The sequence below is a fragment of the Nocardioides sp. NPDC127503 genome, assembly GCF_040302165.1.
Taxonomy (GTDB): domain Bacteria; phylum Actinomycetota; class Actinomycetes; order Propionibacteriales; family Nocardioidaceae; genus Nocardioides.
The window spans coordinates 19,223-41,762 of the sequence record NZ_JBEORH010000006.1; the positions used below are offsets into that span (position 1 = coordinate 19,223).

Consider the following 22,540-nt stretch of genomic DNA (forward strand, 5'->3'; position numbering starts at 1 on the left):
TTCCCCCCTCGATCCGCGAACCGTAGCAGCAATACCTGGGCAGGTGTGCAACGGGTCACAAACTGCTGTGCGACACTTCCTCTTCGTGTCCTCCCCCCATCCCACCACCACAGCTGCCGGGCACACCGGCGGGCCAGCTGACGCGCCCGCTGCCGGCGGCTTCCTGGCGACTCCCCGAGATGTCGTCGTGGCCGCGCTCGCCCTGATCGTTGCCCAGCTCGCCTTTCGCGGCTGGGCGTTGAGCGGCTCCTGGTACCGCTTCGACGACGCCAACTTCATGTCGAAACTGATGTCCGACGGGCTCTCGGCCGACCTGCTCTTCAACGGCTTCGCAGGACACCTGATGCCGGCGGCGTTCGCGCTGACGTCCTACAACTTCGGTCTCGACCCCTATACCTGGGCCTACCCGGCCGTCGAGCTTCTCGTGCTGCAGGCGATCGCGAACCTGGGCGCGCTGGTGTTCCTCTGCTCCGCGTTCGGGAAGCGGCGCGGGATCCTGCCGCCGCTGGCGCTGTTCCTGTTCAGCTCGATCAGCCTGCCGGCGTTCCTGTCCTGGGGTCCCGGGATCACCCAGCTGCCGTTCCTCGCCGCGATCTTCTGGGGGTCGTGGGCTCACCTCAACTACCTGCGTACGCGGCGGTTCCGCTGGGCCCTGCTGGCGATGCTCATCACCCTGGCCGCCATCGCCTTCGGCGAGAAGGCGATGCTGCTGTTCTGGCCGTACGCCGTGCTGGCGCTGGGCTGGTTCGCGACGGGTGACATCCTGACCCGGCTGCGGACGATCACGGGCCGCTATCTGCCCGGCGTGCTCCTCTACGGGTTCGTCTCGGTCGGCTCCGTGATCGCCTACCTGACGCTGGGCGCGGGATCGTCGAAGGCGTCCGGCAGCTCCGACGCCAACGGGTTCGCGCTGGTCGCCCAGCGGTTCCTGCTGGAGTCGTGGGCACCCGGCGTGGTCGGCGGGCCGCTGCGCTGGAAGTGGATCGAGGGCAACTCGGCCGGCTGGGCCGAGCCCGGCGCGGTGGTCTCGGTGCTCGCCGTCGGCGTGCTGGCACTGCTGACCTTCGAGCTCGCCCGCACCCGCTCGATCGCGCTGCGGGCCTGGTGGCTGGTCGGCGGCATCCTCGTCATCGACATCGCCCTGATCACCGCCATCCGGGCCGGCGGGGTCGGCGCCGACATCGCGCTCGCCTACCGCTACCTCACCGACACGATCGCGGTCACAGCGATGGCGCTCGCGCTGGCCACGCTGCCGTTGCGCGGGGCGGTGGAGACGCTCACCCCGACGCGTACGTCACCCTTCCTCGACAACCCCCGACGGGTCGCGGTGGCGACCGCGATCGTCGCGGCGCTGGGGCTCTTCTCGTCCTACTCCTACGCCCAGAGCTGGCACGACGACGACAACACCCGGCGCTACATCGACACCGTCCGCGGCGACCTGGCCGACGTCGAGGAGCCGCTGCCGATGGCGGACGGGCCGGTGCCCCAGTGGATGGTCTGGGGCGCGTCCTACCCCTACAACCAGGTGAGCCGGGTGCTCCGGCCGCTGTCGGACAAGATGGCGTTCCCCGAGGCCAGCACCGACAACCTCTATCTGGTCGACAAGGACGGCCACATCCGGCCGGCGCTGGTCGACCCCGAGCGACGCTCGGTAGGCGCCGTCGACCCGACACCGAGCCTGGACAAGTGCTCGATGCGCGTGCGGCAGACGCCTCTCGAGGTGGGCCTGGACGGCGGCGTCGACGGCGCCGGGTGGTGGATCCGGATCGCCTACGTGGCCGCCGACAAGGACGCGGGCCGGATGCGGGTGACCGCCGGCGACCACTCCTACGACGTCGAGGTCGCGCCCGGGTTCCGCAGCCTCTATGTGCGTACGGGCGAGGGACGCTTCGACACCATCAGCTTCCAGAGCCTGACTCCGGGCTCGAAGCCATGCCTGGGTGGTATCGAGGTCGGCAGCCTGGTGCCGTTCGGCGACCCGATCTCAGGGCCTGTGGAGGACGGCTGATGGACCGCAGGTTCCTCACGCTCGACGCATTGCGCGCCGTCGGCGCGTTGATGGTGGTGCTGACCCACGTCGGGTTCCACACGGGCCGCTACCCGCAGGGGTGGACCGGGGCGATGCTGGCCCACTTCGACCTCGGCGTGGCGCTCTTCTTCGTCGTCTCCGGGTTCCTGCTGGCCAGGCCGTGGTTCGCGGCCAGCGCCGCCGGAGCCCCGCCACCGAGCACCGGACGCTACCTGTGGAAGCGGGCTCTGCGGATCCTGCCGCTCTACTGGGTCGTCGTGGCCGTCTGCCTGCTCGCCGCGCCCGCGAACTCCGACGTCGGCGTCGGCGGCTGGATCGCCAACCTGACCCTGACCCAGATCTACACCCAGGACTCGCACGCCTACGGGCTGGCGCACATGTGGAGCCTGTGCACCGAGGTCGCCTTCTACCTCGCCCTGCCGCTGGTGGTGCGGCTGCTGACGCCGCGAGACCGTCTGGACGTACGCCGCGTGCTGGTCGTCTGCCTGCTGCTCTCGATCGGCGGCGTGGTCTTCGCGGCCGGCGCCCGGACCTGGTTCGACCAGCCGTTCGCGGCCGAGTGGCTGCCGGCGTACCTGCCGTGGTTCCTGGCCGGCACCGCGCTCGCGGCCTGCTCGGTCGACCCGGGCATGCGGGCCCGGCTCGACGCTGCCGCGCGCGACCTGGCCGGGTGGTGGCTGCTGGCGCTGGGGCTCTTCGTCGCGGCCTGCACGCCGATCACCGGTCCGACCGGGCTCGTGGATGCGCCGACGCCGGCCGAGTCGGCGCTCAAGTGCGTTCTCTACGGCGCGGTCGCGGTGTGCGTCATCTTCCCGCTGGTCTTCGGACCCGAGCTCGAGGGGCCCGTACGCCGCTGGCTGGCCAGCCCGGTGCCCAGCGCGCTGGGCGAGGTCTCCTACGGGATCTTCTCGATCCACATGTTCGTGCTGCTGATGGGCATGGAGCTGCTCGGGTTCGGCACCTTCAACGACCGCTTCTGGACGGTGCTGGGGATGACCATCGCCGTCACGATCCCGATCGCGGCGCTCTCCTACATCTTCTTCGAGCGCCGGATGATGCGGCTGCGCGGCTGGCGTCCCTCCGGGCGCCGGCCGAAGCGTCGAGCCGAGCCTGAGCCCACGCCCGAGGTCGAGCCTGAGTCTGCGTCCGAGCCCGCATCCGAGCTCGGTGCCACCGAGGCGGCCGCGGCGACCAGCACGAGCGCGACCACCGAGAGCGCCTGAGCCGTCCAGGCGGGCGGGTCCCAGGGCAGGTCCCAGGCGGTCGGCAGGATCTCGACGGCCAGGGCACCGGCGAGCATCGCTGCCCCCGACCCGGCGGCCATGAGGCGTACGACGACCGGCCGGCGGCCCGTCAAGCGCGGCAGCAGCCAGGCGATCACGGCGGCCAGCGCACCCCACCAGCCGGCGAGCAGACCGGCCACGAGGACCAGCAGCCCGCCGTCATACCACCGCCACGGCGCGGCCACGGGGAACAGCTCCAGGCTGTGCGGGGTGCCGCGGCGGCGCCATGAGGTCACCAGCGCGAGCGCCAGGACCAGCAGCATGCCGCCGGCACCGGCGAACAGCCCGGCACGGTAGGTCTCCTCGGGCGCGAAGCCGAAACGTACCTCTCCCCCGGCGCCGGCGGGCACGATCCAGCCCTGCTGCCAGCCGTCGACCCGCTGGGCGCGCAGGGCCTTGCCGTCCAGGGTCGCGGTGGCGCCGGTGTTGATGTTCTGCGGGAGCACGAGGACCCGGTCGTAGGTTTCGGCGGAGACCGTCGCGGAGACCGCGGCGTCGCGCTCGTCGCGCTCCACCTCGACCGCCTCCGGGGTCTCCGCGTCCGCGATCACCTCGGCGCTGAGCTCGAGGCTGTCGAAACGGAGCGGTCCCACAGGATCGGCGAGCAGGGTGTTCTCGCCTGCGGCCAGGCCGACCGGGGCGGTGCCGCAGACCCTCAGCGGCACCTCGCCGCCGCGCAGCAGGTCGGAGAGCGACCCGTTGACCGCCGTACGCAGCACCCGCTCGCCCACGCGGATGCGGGGTCCGTCGGCGCAGCCGGCCCGGAGCCGCCCGTCGCCGAGCGGACGGTCGTTGACCTGCACCTCGGAGATGCCAGCGGGCAGCTCGGTCGCGTCGGCCATGCTGGAGGGCTGGTCGTAGGCGGCGTCGGTCTCGGTGATCCGGATCCGGAGCCGGTCGGTGCGCCAGCCGGTGGGCACCTCGATGTCGCCGTCCGAGTCGACCTCGCGGGTGACGGTGCGCTTGGGGCGGCGCAGGTCGGTGATCTCGACCTCGGTGGGGATGCTGACCGGGGCGGCCTTGTTGACCACGAGCCGCAAGGACCTGATCCGCTGCCGTTCCGGCAGCCCGAGGGTCACCGTGGCCGGGCCTGTCGAGGGCGCGCGCCAGGAGGTGCCGTCGTCGCCGTCGGCCATCGCGAGCGCCGACTGGGCGATGTCTCCGCTGCTCGGTGCGGTGACGTCCACCCCGGCGAGGTCGGCGGCCGCCGCGGCGTAGGCGTGGTCGCGGCGCAGCGACACGGTCCCGGTGACGTCGAACGACTGCCCGCGGGTGAGGGTGACGAGCCGGTCCAGGTCGTCGCCGTCGTCGCCGGTGGCGGCCAGGAACGGCTCGCAGTAGAGCACTCCGCCCTGGTCGATGCAGCCGCTGCGGTCGGTGTCGCGACCGAGCCTGATCTTGCGGATCGTGGCGTCCTCCGGCGGTTCTGGGAGCGCGACCAGGCGCTGGGCGTCGACGCCCTCGATGTCGAGCTCGCTGATCCCCCAGGGACCGTAGGCGGTCGCTCCGCGGGCGGTGACGGTGAGGTTGCGCGCGCTGAACCCGGTCAGGTCGTACGTCGCCTCCTCCCCCGGCAGCGGGGCGTAGACCTTCCGCATCTGGGCGCCGGCGACGAGCTCGAGCCGTTCGACGCCGACCACGTTGCCGGGCAGCGTGATGGTGACCTTGCCGAGGTCGGTCTCGTCCTCGAACCGCACCCGGAGCCAGGCGCCCTCGGGGGTGCGGTCCCATCCGGTCTCGGTGCGCCACGCGGTGTCGAGGTCGCCGTCCAGGGCCGCCGAGGGCGCCCGGCCGCGGTCGACCGGGACCTCCGACGGGGTCGCCGCCGAGCTGGAGGCCTCCACGGCCTCGACACCGCGCCAGACCACGGTGCTCTGCCACCGCTCCTGGTCCTCCAGGTAGCGGTGGAAGCTCTCGGGCTGGTCGGAGTCGACGCCCTCCTCGGCGGTGCGGGTGGCGGAGGAGTTGGCGCGGACGCCGGAGAAGAGGGTCGTACGCCGCCGCTGGCCGTCGGTCAGGATGACGTCGGTCGACTCCTCGGAGTCGTCGGCGATGGCCCGGGTGTCGTCGGCGGTCAGCACCGCCTGGGCGCCGCTGGCGGGCTCGCCGGGGTCGCCCATCACCGTCGTCTTCGCCGGGATCAGGGTCCCGTCGGAGGTGGCGCCGTCGACCTCGTAGATCTCGATCGGGGGGTACTCCCCGGCCAGTCCCCCGTCGACGAGGACGCGGGTGCCCTTCTCGCGGTGGTAGGTGGTGTTGCCGAACTCGGTGCCGAAGCTCTCCTCGTGGGTCAGCCCCGGTGACTGGGCGAGGGTGGCGTGCACCAAAGATGGCGGCGGGGCGCCGGTGGTGCCCCAGTGCAGGTCGTTGCGCACCAGCAGCCGGGTCACGCCGGCCTTGGCCAGCATCGGCGCGAGATCCGCGCTGGGGGTGCCTCGCTCGATCTCCTCGGTGACCCGATCGAGCCAGACGACGTTGCCGGGCTCGGCCAGCGGCACCACGCCGCGTACGGCCCAGCGGGAGTCGGCGTAGGGCTGCAGGACCTCGTCGTGGGTGCTGCCCCACAGGTAGTCGCCGAACCGGGCGGCCGGGACCACGAGCGTCACGCCGCCGTCGTCGTTCTCGGAGAGGTAGTCGGCGGCGTCGGTCCAGAAGGTCGGTACGTTCTCGATCGACCCGGGCGGCGGCACCTGGCCGCGCACCCACGGCACCGCCAGGCCGGCCAGCGCGGCGACCACGGCGATGACGAACACCGTTCTGAGCCACTGCGCGGCCTTCGTGGCCGTCCCCGAGGCTCGCGCCAGCTGGGCGCGGAAGAGGATGGTCTCGACGGTGAGCACGACCCCGGCGGCGAGCCCGAGGCGGAGCACGGCGTCGTACTTGTGACTGTTGCGCACCGCTGCGAGCGCGCCGTCGACGAGGTCCTGGCGCGCCTCGGCTCCCCAGCCGGCCAGCGCGCCGGTGTAGCCGATCCCGACGAGGACGGCGCCGGCCAGCACGCAGCCGATCAGGAACCGTGTCTCTGGGTGGCGGCGCGCCCGGCCGACACCGGCCAGCCCGGCCAGCCCGATCGCGACGACGGCGGCCGCGTCGAGGACCAGGTAGGGCGTGGCGTGCAGGCTCTGCCCGGCCGGGTAGTAGAGCGGGTCGGCGTACGCGACCCAGTCGGAGGTGCCGAGCAGCGTCGGCAGCAGGCCGGTGGTCGAGGAGGTCACCGCGGCGGTCTCGATGTAGTCGAGGAACGGCGGGATGTAGCGGGCCTGGAGGACCAGCGGGATCGTCCACCACAGGGTGGCGAGGATGGTCAGCACGCCCCACAGGCCCAGCGCGGCGAACCGCCGGGCGCCGGTGCGGGTCAGCAGGAAGACCATGCCCGGGACGATCACCGCCGAGACCGCGGTCGCGTTGACGCCGCCGGCGCAGGCGACCGCGAGTGCGGCCACGGCGCACCAGCGCAGCAGATCCTTCGTCGTGGTGGTGCCGCTGGCCCGGATGACCGCGAGCAGCACCCACGGCGCCACCGCGGTCGGCCACAGCTCGGCGGAGTTGGCACCGAGGATGGTCATCACGCGTGGCGTCAGGACGTACGCCGCGGCACCCGCGACCTGCGCCCACGGCCGCCCCAGCTGCAGCTCGCGGGCCACGGCCAAAACACCGAGGAAGGCCAGGTTGAGCAGCAGCGCCCACCACAGCCGCTGGATCACCCACTCCGGCAGCTGCGCCAGCTGGCCGAGCCCGTAGAAGGGACCCATCGGCCACAGGTAGCCGATCGCCTGGTTCTGCACCTGGCCGAAGGCGCCCTGGGCGTCCCACATGTTCAGCGCCCGGGCCAGGAAGGCCCACGGGTCGGCGCTCAGGTCGAACTTGGTGTCCGCGACGATCCGGCCCGGGGCCTGGGTGAAGGTGATCGCGGTCAGGATCGCGACGTACGCCGTGATCCTCAGTTTGGATGTGGCCGAAGCGGAGCCCGAGGCAGCGGGGATGGGGCTGGGTCGGTCCGGGGTCACGTCTTGCGCAGCACGAGCAGGAGGTTCCATGAGAGCACCTCCCTCACCACCGGGACCCGCATCAGCCACGCCGCCCACGCCGGGTGGTAGCGCGGAACCGCGGCCAGGATCTCGGCGTTGCCCGCTCTGCGCTGGGCGCGCGCCCAGCGCAGCCCGGCGGAGGCGGTCGCTGCGTACATCGACTCGCCGAACTTGTTCTTGGGCTCGTGGCCGTGCTTGCGCAGGTAGCGGCGGCGCGCGTACCGGCCGCCGAGCAGGTGCCACGGGCTGGTCTCGTGGCCGCCCCAGGGGCCCCACCACAGCGTGTAGGAGCAGAAGACGACACCGCCGGGCCTGGTGACCCGGAGCATCTCGTCGAGCATGGCCGTCGGGGTCGGGACGTGCTCGAGCACGTTGGAGGAGTAGCAGGCGTCGACCGAGCTGGTGCGGACCGGCAGCCGCATCCCGTCGCCCAGCATGCTGCCCTCGGCGACGATCCCGGCGCCCTGCATCTCGCCGGCGTCGGCGTCGAGCGCGAGGTAGGTCGCGCCCGCGTTCATGAACGCGTCGCGGAAGTAGCCCGGGCCACCGCCGACGTCGAGCAGGACGGTGCCCTCGAGGGTCTCCCCATCGGTGTAGTGCGCGAGCTGGCCGACCGAGTCTGCCGCTAGCGCGGTGTAGAAGCGCGCGGGATCGGTCTGCTCCACGCGGAAGTCGTTGAAGAGGCGTACGGAGCGCCGCAGCGTCGCCCGCCAGTCGTTGCCGACCGGGGCGTCGATCTGGTCCCCGCTCCGGGGGTCGAGGAGGTTCGGCACGGCGGGAACACTAACCGACTTACCCCAAGGGGTGTGCATTTGGTCACGAAATGTCCTACTCTCCGGTAACTGCGTCGTCCCTGGGGAGGGAACGCTCAGCAGCGGGGAACTGCGAGTCAGGGGAGAAGAGTTTTGCGCGCCATAGAGGGAGCGCAGCTGGAGGGTCGCCATGTGGCGGTCTTCAGCTGGCGCGATACCGACAACCCTGAAGCCGGTGGGGCCGAGCACTACCTCCACCAGATCACCGCCGGTCTGGTGGGCGCCGGAGCGCGGGTCACCGTGTTCACCGCCGCCTATCCGGGCGCTCGCGCCCGTGAGGAGCGCGACGGCATCCGCTACGTACGCCGCGGCGGCAAGCTCAGCATCTATCTGTGGGGCGTGGTACTGCTGGCACTGGGCCGGCTGGGCCCGATCGGCCGCGTCGACGCGGTCGTCGACGTGCAGAACGGGCTTCCGTTCTTCTGCCCGCTCGGCACCAAGGCACCGGTCACGGTGCTCGTCCACCACGTCCACCGCGAGCAGTGGCCGGTGGTCTACCCCGGCCTGTCCGGGCGGATCGGCTGGTGGGTCGAGTCGTGGCTCGCGCCGCGTCTCTACCGTCACAAGCAGTACGTCGCGGTCTCCCGCGCCACCCGGGCCGAGCTGGCCACGCTCGGCGTCGACCCCGCCCGGGTCGCCGTCGTGCACAACGGCGCCGCGCCGGCGCTGAGCGACCGTCCGGCGAAGACCGAGCACCCCTCCATCTGTGTCGTCGGGCGGCTGGTGCCGCACAAGCGGGTCGAGCTCGCCGTCGACGCGGCGGTGGCGCTGCGGGCGTCCTACCCGGACCTGAGGCTGAGCATCGTGGGCGGCGGCTGGTGGGCCGACGAGCTGGCTGCGTACGTCTCCCGGGTGGGCGCCGGGGACTTCGTCGAGATGCTGGGGCATGTCGACGAGGAGACCAAGGAGGCCGTCTACGAGCGGTCGTGGCTGATGGCGCTGCCGTCGCTGAAGGAGGGCTGGGGCCTGGTCGTCACCGAGGCCGCCCAGCACGGCACCCCGACCGTCGCCTTCCGCGACGCGGGCGGGACGACCGAGTCCATCGACGACGGCGAGTCCGGTGTGCTGGTCGACGACCAGGCCGGCTTCGTCGCCGCGCTCGACCACCTGCTCGGCGACGAGATCCGCCGCAAGGAGCTGGCCGAGGGTGCCCGCTGGCACGCGCGCAAGCACACCTGGGAGCAGAGCCAGCTCAACTTCAACGCCGTGCTCGCCTCCGCGCTTCAGGGGCACGTGATCGGCGCGGACTGACTGCTCTGACTCGTCTTACCCGCACAGAGCGAGAAGGGGCCCGGCGGAAAACCGCCGGGCCCCTTTCAGCTTTGTCGCGCTCAGTCGTTCGTGCCGTACTGAATCGTCGACTCCGAGACGCTCGGAGGATTCTTCACGGTGTTGTCCGTGCTGCTCGTGACGACGCCGACGATGGTCGCTGCGGCGACTCCGCCGCCGACAAGAATGCTGGCGACGATGGCAATGATGTTGCCCATGGATATGTGACCTCCCTCTCCTAGCCGCGAACTTTAGCAGCCGGCCGGCGAACAATACTGATCAGTAGCAGAACTGTTGATGTTGTGGCTCCGAGCCAGGCCAGGCCGTACGCCACCCACGCGACGATCACTACTGCCAGCGCCACCGGGCCGGTCTCGTATCCGGTCACCGCGCTCGCCTCCCCCGGCAATCGCTGCAGGAGCAGGTCGCCGCCGTCGTGGACCGTCTCGCCGGCCACCTGCGGTGCCTCGCCCGCGGTGCGGTCGGTGATGACGTACGCAATCCCGAGGCGGCTCAGCTCGGTCGCCCGTGTCTCGGGGTCAGGTGCGGCGAGGGCCTCGGCGGCCGCCGCCGCGCGCGGGTCCTCGCCCTCGATCTCGGTCCCGCCGATGACGAGGTCGCCGTTGGCCACGCTCGCCCTGGGCAGCATCCTCGGCAGCGGGTCGAGGACCGGACGATGGTCGTTCCACGCCGGGGCTCGGTAGGCGGACCAGGGCAGGACGAGTACGTCCCCCGGCGCCGTCTCCTCGGCGAGCGCCGCGCCGGCCTGCTGCCACGACGTCGGGTAGTCGGCCGTGCCGATGCCGCCGGCGAGACCCCAGGCGGCGTCGGGGAGCACGGCGACCGGGGCGAGGGCCAGGACGACTGCTGCTGCCCATCGAGGAGCGGTGCCGCGAAGCCGCTCGCGCAGCGCGTCGACCCCGGCCGCGACGGTCAAGACGAGCAGCGGCAGGCAGAGCGGAAGCAGGCGGCTGCTGTCCCGCAGCAGCGCGAGACCGGGGATGTGCTGGGCGAGGGTGTCGAGGGCTTCCGGCGCGGCCCAGCCGGCGACGGCGATCACCAGGCCGGCGATCCACAGTGCCAGGATCGCGGTCCGTTGGCTGTCGGCGGTCCACCACCGCCGGATTCCGGTCCCGCCCAGTGCCACCAGGAGCGCCAGGGCCACCCAGGCGAGCCAGCTCTCACGGCTGGCGGGGACGACCGAGGTGTTCCAGATCCCGCCTAGCGTGAGGGCCGCCAGCGGGGCGGGCAGGGCGTCGCCGCGCAGCGCGAAGACGTCGAATCCGGTGGCAGATGCCGCCTCCGTCGCGTGAGCGAGGCCGGTGACCAGCCAGGGCGCGTTGACCGCGGCGACCATCGCGAGCAGCCGGATCGGGCGCCGGCCCCGGCGCAGACCGGTCGCGAGCACCACCGCGGCCGACACGATCCCCGCGCTGGCGCTCAGGCTCCCGATGAGCAGGACGGGAAGCAGCCACACCGGGCTGCGCTCGACCGTGCCGGGCTGGCCCGCCGCCCGACGGCGGCCGGCCAGCACCAGCCAGGGCACCGCGGCATAGGCCAGCAGCATCGGCCAGTGGCCCATCCACAGCCGCTCGGCGACGTACGCGCTCCACACGGTCAGGCTCACCACCGCCAGCCGCGCCGTGAGAGAGCGGTCCCGCACCAGCTCCGCGGCCCCCGCACCCGCGAGCACCATTGCCCCCACCAGCACGAGCTTCTGGAGCACGAGACCCGGCACGACCTCGTCCAGCACCGCGATCACGGCATCCGAGGGCACCGCCCGCGGCAGCCCCGACCCGAGCCCGAGCACGTCCCGAGTCAGCGCGAGATCCGGCACCCACACCATGTCGTAGCTGAGCACGAACCCCGCCCCCAGCGCCGGCCCCAGCATCAGCACCGCGAGCACGCCCGCCCACAACGTAGGCACCACCCGCTCGCTCACGCCGGCCACCCTACCCAGCCGAGACGTCAGTTCCGTCGGCCGAGAAGTCACTTCGGTCGGCCGAGTCGGCAGTTGTGGCGATCGAGTTCCGATCCTGGGCGGATGCCGGTGCCGGCATGTGACCTGTCTCGCCATAGGCTTTCCAGGTGCCCACGATGACCGCCAGCCCGATCAGCGCCCGCCGGCGCCGGCTGTCCGCGCTCATCCGCAGCAGCGGCTTCCTCGCGGTCTGCATCATGGTCACCAACATCGCGACGTACGGCTTCCAGATCATCGCCGCCCGGATCCTCGGCCCCGGACAGTACGGCGGCGTCGCATCGATGATGTCGCTGCTCCTCGTGGTCGGCGTGGTCCAGCTCGGCATGCAGGCGACCGCGTCACGACGGGTTACCGAGACGCCCGGCCAGGAGCGCGCCATCGAGCGGACGGTGCTGCGCGCGACCTATCGGGCGGCCATCGTCGTCGGTGTCGTCATGCTCGTCGCCTCGCCGCTGGTGTGGCGGGTACTGCGACTGGACTCCATCTATCCCGCTCTGCTGGTCGCGGTGTGTGCCGTACCGCTGACCGTCATGGGTGGCCAGGCCGGGGTACTGCAGGGCGAGCGCCGTTGGCTCGACCTGGCGATGGTCTACCTGGCGCTCGGCATCCCACGGGTCATCGTCACCACCGCCGCGATGTGGATCCGCCCCACCGAGGGCGCCGCCATGGCCGGCGTCGCGCTGGCCCAGTTCGCACCGGCGATCGTCGGCTGGTGGGTGCTGCGGCGGCGCGCCGCAGGCGACGCGGAGCCCGGACCGGTGAAGCCCGTCGTCGTCGAGATGCTCCAAGGTTCGTTCGCGCTCTTGGGCTTCTTCGCGCTCTCCAACGTCGACATCCTGATCGCGCGCAACGTGCTCTCCGACCACGTCTCCGGCCTGTACGCAGGTGGCCTGATCCTCACCAAGGCGGTGCTGTTCCTGCCGCAGTTCGTGGTGATCATCGCCTTCCCGTCGATGTCGGCCGAGGCCAGCCGCCGCTCCGCGCTCGTCAAGTCGCTGGCGCTCGTCGGCGGGCTCGGCGCGTGCGCGATCGCCGGATCCTGGCTGCTCTCCTGGCTCGCGATGATCTTCATCGGCGGCCCCGACTACGCCGAGATCGAGGGCCTGCTCTGGGTCTTCGCGATCCTCGGCATGGTGCTTTCCGTGCTCCAGCTGCTCGTCTACTCGGTCCTGGCCCGGCGCAGCCGGCTCTCGGCGTACCTCCTCTGGATCGCCGTCGCCGCCGCCCTCGCCCTCGGCGCGATGCAGACCACCGTCGAAGGCCTCGTCTGGGCCGTACTCAGCGTCGACGCCGTCCTAGCCGCCGTCCTGCTCGCGACCACGTTCTGGCGACTCAACCAGACCCCTCATCGCCCCTGACCCGCCGAGGCGTCACCTACGTCGGCCGAGACGGCAGCTACGTCGGCCGAGATGCCAGTTGCGTCGACCGAAATGGCAGTCGTGGGCGACGAAAGTGGAGTTTCGTCGCCCACAACTGCCGACTCGATCTACCTAACTGACGTCTCGGCCGACGTACGTGACGCCTCGGCGATCAGTGGGCGGCTTCGTGCCAGGACAGGCCGGTGCCGACGGAGACGTCGAGGGGGACGTTGAGGTCGGCGGCGGAGCCCATCTGCTCGCGTACGAGTGCCTCCAACGGCTCCCGCTCCCCCGAGGCGACCTCGAAGACGAGCTCGTCGTGGACCTGGAGGAGCATCCGGGAGGAGAGGCCGGCCTCGTCGATGGCGGCCTGGACCCGCAGCATGGCGACCTTGATCAGGTCCGCGGCCGAGCCCTGGATGGGGGCGTTGAGCGCCATCCGCTCCGCGGTCTCGCGCCGCTGACGGTTGTCCGAGAGCAGGTCGGGCAGGTAGCGGCGGCGGCCCATGATGGTCTCGGTGTAACCGGTGCGCCGCGCCTCCTCGACCAGGCTGCGCAGGTAGTCGCGGATGCCACCGAAGGTCTCGAAGTATTCCTCCATCAGCCCGCGCGCCTCGCTCGGCTCGATCCCGAGCTGCTGGGAGAGGCCGAAGGCGGACAGGCCGTAGGCGAGGCCGTAGTTCATCGCCTTGATCTTGGCCCGCTGTTCGCTGGAGACCGCGTCGGGGTCGACGCCGAAGACCCGCGCGGCGGTGATCGAGTGGAAGTCGCGTCCGGAGCGGAACGCCTCGATGAGCAGCGCGTCCTCGGACAGATGCGCCATGATCCGCATCTCGATCTGGCTGTAGTCGGCAGTCATCAGCGACTCGAAGCCGCCGCCGACGATGAAGCCCTTGCGGATCCCGCGACCCTCCTCGGTGCGCACCGGGATGTTCTGCAGGTTGGGCTCGGTCGAGGAGAGCCGCCCGGTGGCGGCGATGGTCTGGTTGAAGGTGGTGTGGATCCGGCCGTCGTCCTGCACGGTCTTCAGCAGGCCCTCGATGGTGACCCGCAGCCGGGTGACGTCGCGGTGGCGCAGCAGGGCGAGGAGGAACGGGTGCTCGGTCTTCACGTAGAGCTGCTGCAGCGCATCGGCGTCGGTGGTCCAGCCGGTCTTGGTGCGCTTCGTCTTCGGCATGTCGAGCTCGTCGAAGAGCACCACCTGCAGCTGCTTGGGCGAGCCGAGGTTGATCTCCTTCCCGATCACGCCGTAGGCATCGTCGGCCGCCTGCTTCATCTGGCCGGCGAAGTGTCGCTCCAGGGCGTCGAGGTGCTCGGTGTCGACCGCGATGCCGGTCTTCTCCATCCGCGCCAGCAGGTGCAGCAGCGGCAGCTCCACCTCGGAGAGGAGCCGGTGACCGCCGGCGGCCTCGACCGCCGAGTCGAGCTCGACGGCCAGGTCGATCACGGCGCGGGCGTAGAGCATCGAGGTCCGCGCCACGCCGTCGCCACCGACCTCGTCGTCGCCGAAGAGCGATTCCTGGCCGCCGTCGTCCTCCTGCTTGAGCTCACGCTTGAGGTAGCGCAGCGTCAGGTCGGCGAGGTCGTAGGAGCGCTGGTCGGGCGCCACGATGTAGGCCGACAGCGCCGTGTCGGTGACCAGCCCCGCCAGGGACCAGCCGTGGGCGTCGATCGCCAGCTCGGGCCCCTTGGCGTCGTGCATGATCTTGGGCTTCGAGGCGTCCGCGAGCCAGCCGGCCAGCGCGGCCTCGTCCTCGGGGGTGAGCTCCTCCACTCCCACGTACGCAGCCCGCTCCAGCGTCGCGAACCCGAACCCGTCCACGCGGCCGGTGCCGGAACCCCAGGTCCCGCGCACATGCACCCCGACCGGAGTGGCCCCGAGCTCCTCGAGGAACGTCGCGACGGCACCAGGAGCCAGCGCCTCGCCCTCCAGCGCGAACCCGCTCTCATCGACCGGGACGTCGTCCTCGGGAGCGAGTACGTCGGTGATCCGGGTGCGGATCTCACCGCGGAACTCGAGCTCGTCAAGGAGCTCCAGCGCGGCTGCCCGGTCCCACTCGACCCGCCCGAAGTCGGCCGGGCCGACGTCCAGGGTCAGGTCTCGAACCAGTGCGTTGAGCCGCCGGTTGCGCATCACGTCGCCGAGGTGGGCGCGCAGGTTGTCGCCGGCCTTGCCCTTGATCTGGTCGGCGTGGGTGATGACGTTGTCGAGGCCGTCGTAGGTGTTGATCCACTTCGCGGCGGTCTTCGGGCCGACGCCCGGGATGCCGGGCAGGTTGTCGGAGTCCTCCCCCACCAGCGCGGCGATCTCGGGGTAGCGGTGCGGCGGGACCCCGTACTTCGCCTCGACGGCCTCCGGCGTCATCCGCGCCAGGTCGGAGACACCGCGCATCGGGTAGAGCACGGTGGAGGACTCGGTGACCAGCTGCAGCGAGTCACGGTCGCCGGTCAGGATCAGCACCTCCATCCCGGCCTCCAGCCCCTGTGTCACCAGGGTCGCGATGATGTCGTCGGCCTCGTAGCCCGCGAGAGACAGGTGGCGGATGTGCAGCGCATCGAGCAGTCGCTGGATCAGCGGCAGCTGGGACTTGAACTCGTCGGGGGTCTTGTTGCGCTTGGCCTTGTATTCGGAGTATTCCTCCAGCCGGAACGTCTGACGCGACAGGTCGAAGGCGACCGCGACGTGGGTCGGGGTCTCGTCGCGCAGCACGTTGACCAGCATCGAGGTGAAGCCGTAGACGGCATTGGTGTTCTGCCCCGTGACGGTCGAGAAGTTCTCCACCGGCAGGGCGAAGAAGGCCCGGTAGGCCAGCGAGTGCCCATCGAGAAGGAGCAGTCGGTCACGCGTCACGTCAGCCACGGTCCGACTCTATCCACGACCACCGACAACGGCGCGACCGCGGGTCGAGACCCGCGCGTCCCTCGTGCCCCGGCCCCTCACAGCACATGCGACGATGCATCCATGACCGATGCATCGACCACCGACCAGTCCGTCTCGCCGACCGACAAGACCGTCGGCGAGACCTTCTTCGCCTCGCTCCCCCACGGCATGGGCGGCCTCAACGACAAGATGGGCGTCAAGATCCTGGAGATCTCCGCCGAGAAGGTCGTCGGCACCATGCCGGTCGAGGGCAACACCCAGCCGTACGGACTGCTGCACGGCGGCGCCTCGGTCGCGCTCGCCGAGACGCTCGGGTCCACCGGCTCCGGCATGCACGCCGCGTCCCTGGGCAAGATCGCCGTCGGCGTCGACATCAACGCCACCCACCACCGGTCGGCGACCTCCGGCATCGTCACCGGCACCGCGACGGCCATCCACCTCGGCCGCAGCTCGGCGGCCTATGAGGTCGTGATCACCGACGAGCGCGGCAAGCGCGTCTGCACCTCGCGGATCACCTGCTCGCTCATCGACGCCGACCGGATCTCGATGTAGAAACCCACGTAGAAGGGCCCCGGAGCGTGTCGCTCCGGGGCCCTTCACTGGTTGGATCTGGATCAGACTTCGCCAGCGATGTACTTGACGGGGGCGTAGGTCGCCTTGTCGTTGTACTGGTAGATACCGATGGACGCGGCCGTCGGGCTACCGGTCTCGCCGAGCTCGATCGGACCGGACTTGCCGTCGTAGTCGACGTCCTTGCCGTCCTCGATGAGCTTGACGCAGTCGGCGTACGTCTCGCACTTCTCACCACCGGTGGTGATGTCGACGATCTCCTCGGCGATGGCCTCACCGGCGTCGCTGTCGGCCTTGATCGCCGCCAGCGCGGAGACGATGGTGGCGTCGTAGGACTCGGCGGCGTAGGAGTAGTCGGCCAGCTTCGGGTCGACCTTCAGCAGCTGCTCCTTGAAGTCACCAGTGGTCTCGGCGCCCGGGAGGGTGCCCTTGACACCCTTGAGCTCACCCTTGGTGAAGTCCTTGGAGTAGTCCGACAGGTTGCCGTCGACGAAGTACGTCGGCAGCTTGGCCGGTCCGGCACCCGCGGCGATGAGCTGCGGGATGAGCTTCTTGGTCTCCTCGAAGGCGACCACGACGACCGCGTCGGCACCCGAACCGGCGACCTCGTTGATCTGGGCGTCGAACGAGGTGGCGTCCTCGGAGTAGAACGCCGTGGTGGCGACCTTGGAGCCGGCACCCTCGAGGTTGGCCTTGATCTCCTCGGCAAGCGTCTCGCCGTAGGCGTCCTGGCGGGCCAGGATCGCCACGTTGGTGCGCTTGTCCTCGAGCAGCAGGTTGGCCATGACGGCGCCCTGCAGGATGTCGGACGGAGCCGTGCGGAAGTAGAGGTCCGGCTTGGCGAAGTCGCCCTCGTCGAACTCGGTCGAGGTGTTCGCCGGGGAGAACATCACGGTGCCCGACGACATGATCTTGTCGATCACGGTCATCGACACGCCCGAGGACGCGGTGCCGACGATGACGTCGGACTTGGCGTCGATGAGCTTGTCCGCCTCGGTGGGGGCGATCGCGGAGGTGGTGTCACCGGAGTCTGCTACGACGGACACGACGTCCTTGCCGAGCACACCGCCAGCGGCGTTGATGTCCTGGATCGCCAGGTCGGAACCGGCGAACTCGGGCGGGCCGAGGAACGCGAGGCTGCCGGTCTGCGGGAGAAGCTGCCCGATGGTGAGAGTGCCGTCGCCCTTGGCGGCGGCCTTCTTCTCCGGCTCCTCGGAAGCGGTCTCGCCGCCGCAGGCGGCGAGGGTGAAGCTGAGCGCCAAGGCGCCGGCGCCTGCGGTCAGCTTCATCCAGGTAGAGGATGATGAGTTCACTGCTTAGTCCCTCTTTCGTATGGGCTGGCCCGGCTCACGCCGGACCTTGCGGAGACACATTAGAGACGCTCGGAGGGTGAATCACCCGAGGGACCTGTCTTTTCACCAATCCGTTACATCTCCCCCATGGCATCATTGCCTGGGTTGCCGCCATGATCGGCTCCGTATTATCGGCGCCGTGGTGACCCATAATCACTCGGGAAACCCGATTCCGCCCAGGAACAGCCACGATCGTGGAGGAATTGTGATCATCTGTACGCACGGCACTCTCGGAGGACGGACTCGATGAGGGTGCCGGTGACGATGCGAGAGGCACGAGCCGATGACGCGCTCTTCCTTCTCGGCATCTGGCAGGACTCCCTGCGGATGGCGGACGCCCAGGAGCAGCTGGGCGACCTGGAGACCATCATCCGTGCCGCCGACGCCTCCCCCGACCAGCGTCTCCTGGTCGCCGAGTGCGGCAGCGAGCCCGTGGGAGCGGTCTACGTACGCGCGACCACCTTCGGTCCGCTCAACCTGGAGCCGACGGTGCAGATCTTCGCGCCGCACGTCGTGCCCAGCTTCCGCCGCCGTGGCGTGGGCCGGATGCTGATGGAGTCTGCCGTCGCCTTCGCCGAGGAGCGCGGGGTCAGGACGATCGCGGCCGCGGCGGCAGCCGGTGGCCGTGACGGCAACCGGTTCCTCGCCCGGATCGGCCTCGGCGCCCAGGCCGTCATGCGCGTGGCCCCGACCGCGGTCGTACGCTCCCGGCTCAACGTCCTGGGCCGGGCCCTGCCCCACCACGCCCGCCTGCAGCGCAGCCCGAAGCAGTCCAGCGCCGTCGGCGAGCTGCTCGCCGCCCGGCGCTCCCAGCGGCGCTCACACACCGTCGCCTGAGCCCCAACGGCACGGGCCCCGGAGCATGCTGCTCCGGGGCCCGGCCGTTCGGGACGTACGCCCTCAGTCCTCCTTGGCACCCAGGGTGCCGAGGTAGAGCTCGATCACCTTCGGGTCGTCGGCGAGCTCGCGTCCAGCACCCGTGTAGGCGTTGCGGCCCTGGTCGAGCACGTAGCCGCGGTCGCAGATCTGCAGGCAGCGGCGGGCGTTCTGCTCGACCATCACGACCGAGACACCCGCCTGGTTGATCTTGCGGGTCTGCACGAAGACCTCGTCCTGCATGACCGGCGAGAGCCCCGCGGAGGGCTCGTCGAGCAGCAGGACCGACGGCTCCATCATCAGCGCCCGGCCCATCGCGACCATCTGACGCTCACCGCCGGAGAGGCCACCGGCGCGCTGCTTGCGGCGCTCACCGAGGGCCGGGAAGATCCCGGTGACGAACTCGAACCGCTCCGCGAACTTCTTCGGAGCCTGGTAGCAACCCATCTCGAGGTTCTCCTCGATGGTCAGGCTCGGGAAGACGTTGTTGTTCTGCGGGACGAACCCGATCCCCCGCGAGACCAGCTCGTCAGCACGCTTGCCGGTGATGTCCTCACCGTTCAGCTTGACCGTGCCCTCATGGATCTTCACCAGGCCGAACAGCGCCTTGAGCAGGGTCGACTTGCCGGCGCCGTTGGGGCCGATGATGCCGACCAGCTCGCCGGGCTGGCAGTAGAGGTCGGTGTCGTTGAGGATGTTGACACCGGGAAGGTAACCCGCGATGAGCCCGTCGGCGCGGAGCACCGCACCCTCGGCCTCGCTCAGGTGCTTCTCGCGGAACTCCTCCGCTTCGGTGGAAGTCACTTCGAGTCCTCCTCTTGGGCGATGTCGCCCTCGAGCTCTGCCTCGACCTCGGCCTCGAGGACCTCTTCGTCGAGCTCGGTCAGGTCGGTGTCGTGGTGGGCCCCGAGATAGGCGTCGATGACACGCTGGTCGGCCATGACCGAGTCAGGCGTGCCCTCGGCGACGATCTTGCCCTGGGCCATCACGATGACCCAGTCGGAGATGTCGCGGACCATGTCCATGTCGTGCTCGACGAAGAGGACCGTACGGCCCTCGTCGCGCAGCGACTTCACATGGCCCAGCAGCGACTGCTTCAGGGCCGGGTTCACACCCGCCATAGGCTCGTCGAGCATGACGACCTCAGGGTCGACCATGAGCGCGCGTGCCATCTCGAGGAGCTTGCGCTGGCCGCCGGAGAGCGACCCGGCGAAGTCCTCGCGCTTCTTGTCCAGCAGGAACCTGCCCAGCAGGTCGTCGGCCTTCTTGGTGACCGCGTCCTCCTGCTTGCCCCACAGGAACTTGAACGGCGCGGCCCAGATCCGCTCACCCTTCTGTCCCGTGGCGCCCAGGCGCATGTTCTCGATCACGGACAGCTTGGCCAGCACCTTGGTGAGCTGGAAGGTGCGCACCATCCCGAGGCGGGCGACCTTGTAAGGGGCGACGCCCTTGAGCGACTTGCCCTCCAGGCTCCACGAGCCGGTGTTGGGCTGGTCGAAGCCGGTCAGCAGGTTGAAGAACGTCGTCTTCCCGGCTCCGTTGGGGCCGATCAGCGCGGTGATCGCACCGCGCTGGATCTCGACGTGGTCGACGTCGACGGCGGTGAGTCCTCCGAACGTACGCGTGATGTTGTCGGCGACGATGATCGGGTCGGACTTCTTGCTGCCCGGCTCCGTGCTCGCCCCGACCAGGCCCGCGGGCCCCGTCTTGCTCGCCACGTCGTTCGTCTCGGTGCTCGTCTGGTCAGTCATGTCAGCGTCCATCGATCGCGATCTCCCTACGGTCGCCGATGATCCCCTGGGGACGGAAGATCATCAGCAGCATGATGGCCAGCCCCAGCATGATGTAGCGGATCACACTGGCCTGGGTGTCGGTCATGATCACCGTCGGGATCCATCCGCCCTTACCGGCAGACTGGCTGAAGAACGAGCCTAGCCCCGCGATCAGGAACCAGAACAGCACGGACCCGATGACCGGGCCCATCACTCGTCCCGCACCGCCGAGGAGCAGAGCGGCGAAGGCGTAGAACGTCATCAGCGTGGAGTAGTCGCTCGGCACGACCGAGGCCTGCTTGAGCGCCAGGAACATGCCGCCCAGACCACCGATGACACCACCGAGGGCGAGCGCCTGCATCTTGTACGCGAACACGTTCTTGCCCAGCGAGCGGACCGCGTCCTCGTCCTCACGGATGGAGCGGAGCACACGGCCCCACGGGCTGCGCATCAGCGCCCACACCAGCACGCAGCACAGCGCGACCAGGATCCAGCCGACGGTCAGCGACCACAGGTCGCCGCGCCCGAAGGAGATGAACCCCAGGTCGAGGCCGCTGTTGTAGGGGTTGGCCTCCTGGAACGGCCTGGCGTAGCCGTTGAGCCCGTTGGAGCCACCGAAGGTGTCCTTCATCTCCACCGAGCCGAAGACGAATCGCAGCACCTCGGCCGCGGCGATGGTGACGATCGCCAGATAGTCGGCGCGTAGACGCAGCGTCGGCACACCGAGGATCACGGCGAGCAGCAGCGGAGCCACGATCGCCATGGTGATACCGAGCCAGAACGGTGCCCCGAAGGTGACCACGGAGACGGCCAGACCATAGGCGCCCACCGCGACGAACCCGGCCTGGCCGAAGTTGAGCAGCCCGGTGTAGCCGAAGTGGATGTTGAGGCCGATGGCGGCCAGGGCGAAGACGATTGCCTGCGGGCCGAGTGCCTGCTGCAATGCTGCCCGGAGAATGTCGAGGATATCCATTGTCTCTCCTACCCGAGCCGCTCTTTACGACCCAGGATGCCCTGGGGCCGCACCAGCAGGATCACGATCATGATCAGCAGCGGGCCGATCTCCTTGATCGAGGTGGGTACGCCGAACAGCGGCCCGAGCTCGTAGACGAGCCCGATGACCAGCGAGCCGACGAGAGCACCCCAGATCGTGCCGAGACCACCCAGGGTGACCGCGGCGAGGATGACCAGCAGGATCCGCATGCCCATGAAGCTGTTGACCTGCAGCTGCATCGCGTAGAGCACGCCGGACAGCGCGGTCAGCGCTCCACCGATGACCCACGCGTTGGTGATGACGCCGTCGACCCGCAGGCCGGAGGACGCGGCCAGTGCCGGGTTGTCCGAGACCGCGCGCATCGCCTTGCCCATCCGGCTCTTGGCCAGCCACAGGCAGACCGCGGTGATCGTGATGACCGCGACGAGCACGATGACCACCTCGCGGTCGGCGAGCGAGAGACCGAGGTAGTACCAGTGCTGCTCGCGCTGCTGGCCGTTGTACTGCGACAGCGACCGGGTCGAGGAGCCGTAGAAGTACTGGAACAGGTAGCGCAGGAAGATCGCCAGGCCGATCGAGACGATCATCATCGCGATCAGGCCGGTGCCGCGTCTGCGCAGCGGGCCCCACAGGATCTTCTCCTGCGCGTAGCCACCCAGGCCACCGAGGATGACCGCGATGATGCCGGCGAGGAGCACCGAGATCGAGGCCAGGGCGCCGGTCTTGAAGATCTGGTCGAAGGACCAGGCCATCAGCGCACCGAAGGTGAGCATCTCACCGTGGGCGAAGTTGGACAGGCCGGTCGTGCCGAAGATCAGCGAGAAGCCGAGGGCGGCCAGGCACAGGACCAGCGAGAACACGATGCCCGCGCGTAGGTTCTGGGCGAGGTCCTTGCCGAAGTTCGACTCCTCGCCGGCGGTGACGCCGATCGGGAAGATCGCCCGGTTGTTGGGCCCCTGGAAACGTACCTGGACGGTGGCTTCACCCTTGGTGTTCTCGTCGAGGACCGTCCCTTCCGGGAGCGTCTTCTCGTCGAGGGTGACGGTGTACTTCCCGAGCTCGTCGACGACGATGATCGCAACGCCCTTGTCGTCGGTGACACCCTCACCGGCCTTCTCGCCGTCCTTGCTGACCTCGAGGGTCACTCCCGGGATCGGTTTCGGATTGCCTTGGGCATCCTTGTTGGCCTCGTCCTGAAGCGTCACCTGGATCGCGGTGGCGTCCGGCGGTGGGGTCTCGGTTGCCTGTGCGGCACCCGGGCTCCCAACCAACAGCACCATCAGCGCACCGATGAGCGCGACGAGGACTCTGTAGAGCCGCTTGCGCACGTGGGTA

General features: G+C 70.0%; 15 protein-coding genes and 1 pseudogene. 6 read left to right on the top strand and 10 right to left on the bottom strand.

What is annotated here, in order from left to right; all coding sequences use genetic code 11:
• The first annotated feature begins 85 nt into the window (after positions 1 to 85).
• Together ABTW65_RS14865 and ABTW65_RS14870 are read left to right on the top strand one after the other, a co-directional pair.
• On the top strand, positions 86 to 2,008 hold the full coding sequence (locus ABTW65_RS14865) for a hypothetical protein (RefSeq protein ID WP_350661298.1): 1,923 nt from the start codon (positions 86 to 88) through the stop codon (positions 2,006 to 2,008).
• On the top strand, positions 2,008 to 3,252 hold the full coding sequence (locus tag ABTW65_RS14870) for an acyltransferase family protein (protein ID WP_350661300.1): 1,245 nt from the start codon (positions 2,008 to 2,010) through the stop codon (positions 3,250 to 3,252). The genes ABTW65_RS14865 and ABTW65_RS14870 overlap by 1 nt, the downstream gene beginning before the upstream one ends.
• Before the next feature lie 860 nt (positions 3,253 to 4,112).
• Here ABTW65_RS14870 and ABTW65_RS29420 read toward each other — a convergent pair.
• A pseudogene (locus tag ABTW65_RS29420) lies at positions 4,113 to 7,349 on the bottom strand (alpha-(1->3)-arabinofuranosyltransferase domain-containing protein); the annotation flags it as partial.
• Entirely contained in the window at positions 7,316 to 8,113 is a 798-nt protein-coding gene (locus ABTW65_RS14880) for a class I SAM-dependent methyltransferase (RefSeq protein WP_350661302.1), read from the bottom strand. The gene ABTW65_RS14880 and the pseudogene ABTW65_RS29420, both read right to left, overlap by 34 nt.
• A gap of 171 nt (positions 8,114 to 8,284) precedes the next feature.
• On the opposite strand from ABTW65_RS14880, the gene ABTW65_RS14885 reads away from it, so the two are divergent.
• Complete coding sequence (locus ABTW65_RS14885) at positions 8,285 to 9,403, top strand: glycosyltransferase family 4 protein (protein ID WP_350661304.1); 1,119 nt, start codon at positions 8,285 to 8,287, stop codon at positions 9,401 to 9,403.
• Positions 9,404 to 9,483: 80 nt separating this feature from the next.
• On the opposite strand, the gene ABTW65_RS14890 is transcribed toward ABTW65_RS14885, so the two are convergent.
• Positions 9,484 to 9,639: a hypothetical protein gene (locus tag ABTW65_RS14890; RefSeq protein ID WP_350661307.1), complete on the bottom strand. Its 156-nt coding sequence runs from the start codon at positions 9,637 to 9,639 to the stop codon at positions 9,484 to 9,486.
• Between the two features lie 20 nt (positions 9,640 to 9,659).
• Positions 9,660 to 11,363: an MmpA family trehalose lipid delivery protein gene (locus ABTW65_RS14895; RefSeq protein ID WP_350661309.1), complete on the bottom strand. Its 1,704-nt coding sequence runs from the start codon at positions 11,361 to 11,363 to the stop codon at positions 9,660 to 9,662.
• Between the two features lie 155 nt (positions 11,364 to 11,518).
• On the opposite strand from ABTW65_RS14895, the gene ABTW65_RS14900 reads away from it, so the two are divergent.
• Complete coding sequence (locus ABTW65_RS14900) at positions 11,519 to 12,760, top strand: lipopolysaccharide biosynthesis protein (protein WP_350661927.1); 1,242 nt, start codon at positions 11,519 to 11,521, stop codon at positions 12,758 to 12,760.
• A 172-nt stretch (positions 12,761 to 12,932) separates the two neighbouring features.
• Here ABTW65_RS14900 and polA read toward each other — a convergent pair whose 3' ends face one another.
• On the bottom strand, positions 12,933 to 15,620 hold the full coding sequence (polA, locus tag ABTW65_RS14905; RefSeq protein ID WP_350661311.1) for a DNA polymerase I: 2,688 nt from the start codon (positions 15,618 to 15,620) through the stop codon (positions 12,933 to 12,935).
• 102 nt (positions 15,621 to 15,722) lie between these two features.
• On the opposite strand from polA, the gene ABTW65_RS14910 reads away from it, so the two are divergent.
• On the top strand, positions 15,723 to 16,193 hold the full coding sequence (locus ABTW65_RS14910; RefSeq protein WP_350661312.1) for a hotdog fold thioesterase: 471 nt from the start codon (positions 15,723 to 15,725) through the stop codon (positions 16,191 to 16,193).
• A 62-nt stretch (positions 16,194 to 16,255) separates the two neighbouring features.
• Here the strand turns inward: ABTW65_RS14910 and ABTW65_RS14915 are convergent, their stop codons facing one another.
• Complete coding sequence (locus ABTW65_RS14915; RefSeq protein WP_350661314.1) at positions 16,256 to 17,500, bottom strand: ABC transporter substrate-binding protein; 1,245 nt, start codon at positions 17,498 to 17,500, stop codon at positions 16,256 to 16,258.
• A gap of 309 nt (positions 17,501 to 17,809) precedes the next feature.
• Between ABTW65_RS14915 and ABTW65_RS14920 the strand changes: the two genes are divergently transcribed.
• Positions 17,810 to 18,400 (top strand): GNAT family N-acetyltransferase, encoded by a 591-nt coding sequence (locus ABTW65_RS14920; RefSeq protein WP_350661316.1) that lies wholly within the window; start codon positions 17,810 to 17,812, stop codon positions 18,398 to 18,400.
• A 63-nt stretch (positions 18,401 to 18,463) separates the two neighbouring features.
• Here the strand turns inward: ABTW65_RS14920 and ABTW65_RS14925 are convergent, their stop codons facing one another.
• Genes ABTW65_RS14925 through ABTW65_RS14940 form a run of 4 tightly spaced genes read right to left on the bottom strand, consistent with a single transcriptional unit; the run spans position 18,464 to position 22,533 of the window.
• Positions 18,464 to 19,243 (bottom strand): ABC transporter ATP-binding protein, encoded by a 780-nt coding sequence (locus ABTW65_RS14925; RefSeq protein ID WP_160024274.1) that lies wholly within the window; start codon positions 19,241 to 19,243, stop codon positions 18,464 to 18,466.
• Positions 19,240 to 20,190 carry an ABC transporter ATP-binding protein gene (locus ABTW65_RS14930; protein ID WP_350661319.1) on the bottom strand — a complete coding sequence of 317 codons (951 nt, stop codon included), beginning with the start codon at positions 20,188 to 20,190 and terminating at the stop codon, positions 19,240 to 19,242. Before ABTW65_RS14930 ends, ABTW65_RS14925 begins: the two co-directional genes overlap by 4 nt.
• Before the next feature lies 1 nt (position 20,191).
• Positions 20,192 to 21,184, bottom strand: a complete 993-nt coding sequence (locus tag ABTW65_RS14935; RefSeq protein WP_350661320.1) for a branched-chain amino acid ABC transporter permease — start codon at positions 21,182 to 21,184, stop codon at positions 20,192 to 20,194.
• Between the two features lie 8 nt (positions 21,185 to 21,192).
• Positions 21,193 to 22,533: an ABC transporter permease subunit gene (locus ABTW65_RS14940; RefSeq protein ID WP_350661321.1), complete on the bottom strand. Its 1,341-nt coding sequence runs from the start codon at positions 22,531 to 22,533 to the stop codon at positions 21,193 to 21,195.
• Positions 22,534 to 22,540: the final 7 nt, after the last annotated feature.

Coding starts and splice junctions, on each gene's coding strand:
- ABTW65_RS14935 (WP_350661320.1), bottom strand. CDS start 21,184: ATGGATATCCTCGACATTCTCCGGGCAGCATTGCAGCAGGCACTCGGC.
- ABTW65_RS14920 (WP_350661316.1), top strand. CDS start 17,810: ATGAGGGTGCCGGTGACGATGCGAGAGGCACGAGCCGATGACGCGCTC.
- ABTW65_RS14915 (WP_350661314.1), bottom strand. CDS start 17,500: ATGAAGCTGACCGCAGGCGCCGGCGCCTTGGCGCTCAGCTTCACCCTC.
- ABTW65_RS14910 (WP_350661312.1), top strand. CDS start 15,723: ATGACCGATGCATCGACCACCGACCAGTCCGTCTCGCCGACCGACAAG.
- ABTW65_RS14900 (WP_350661927.1), top strand. CDS start 11,519: ATGACCGCCAGCCCGATCAGCGCCCGCCGGCGCCGGCTGTCCGCGCTC.
- ABTW65_RS14870 (WP_350661300.1), top strand. CDS start 2,008: ATGGACCGCAGGTTCCTCACGCTCGACGCATTGCGCGCCGTCGGCGCG.
- ABTW65_RS14930 (WP_350661319.1), bottom strand. CDS start 20,190: ATGACTGACCAGACGAGCACCGAGACGAACGACGTGGCGAGCAAGACG.
- ABTW65_RS14890 (WP_350661307.1), bottom strand. CDS start 9,639: ATGGGCAACATCATTGCCATCGTCGCCAGCATTCTTGTCGGCGGCGGA.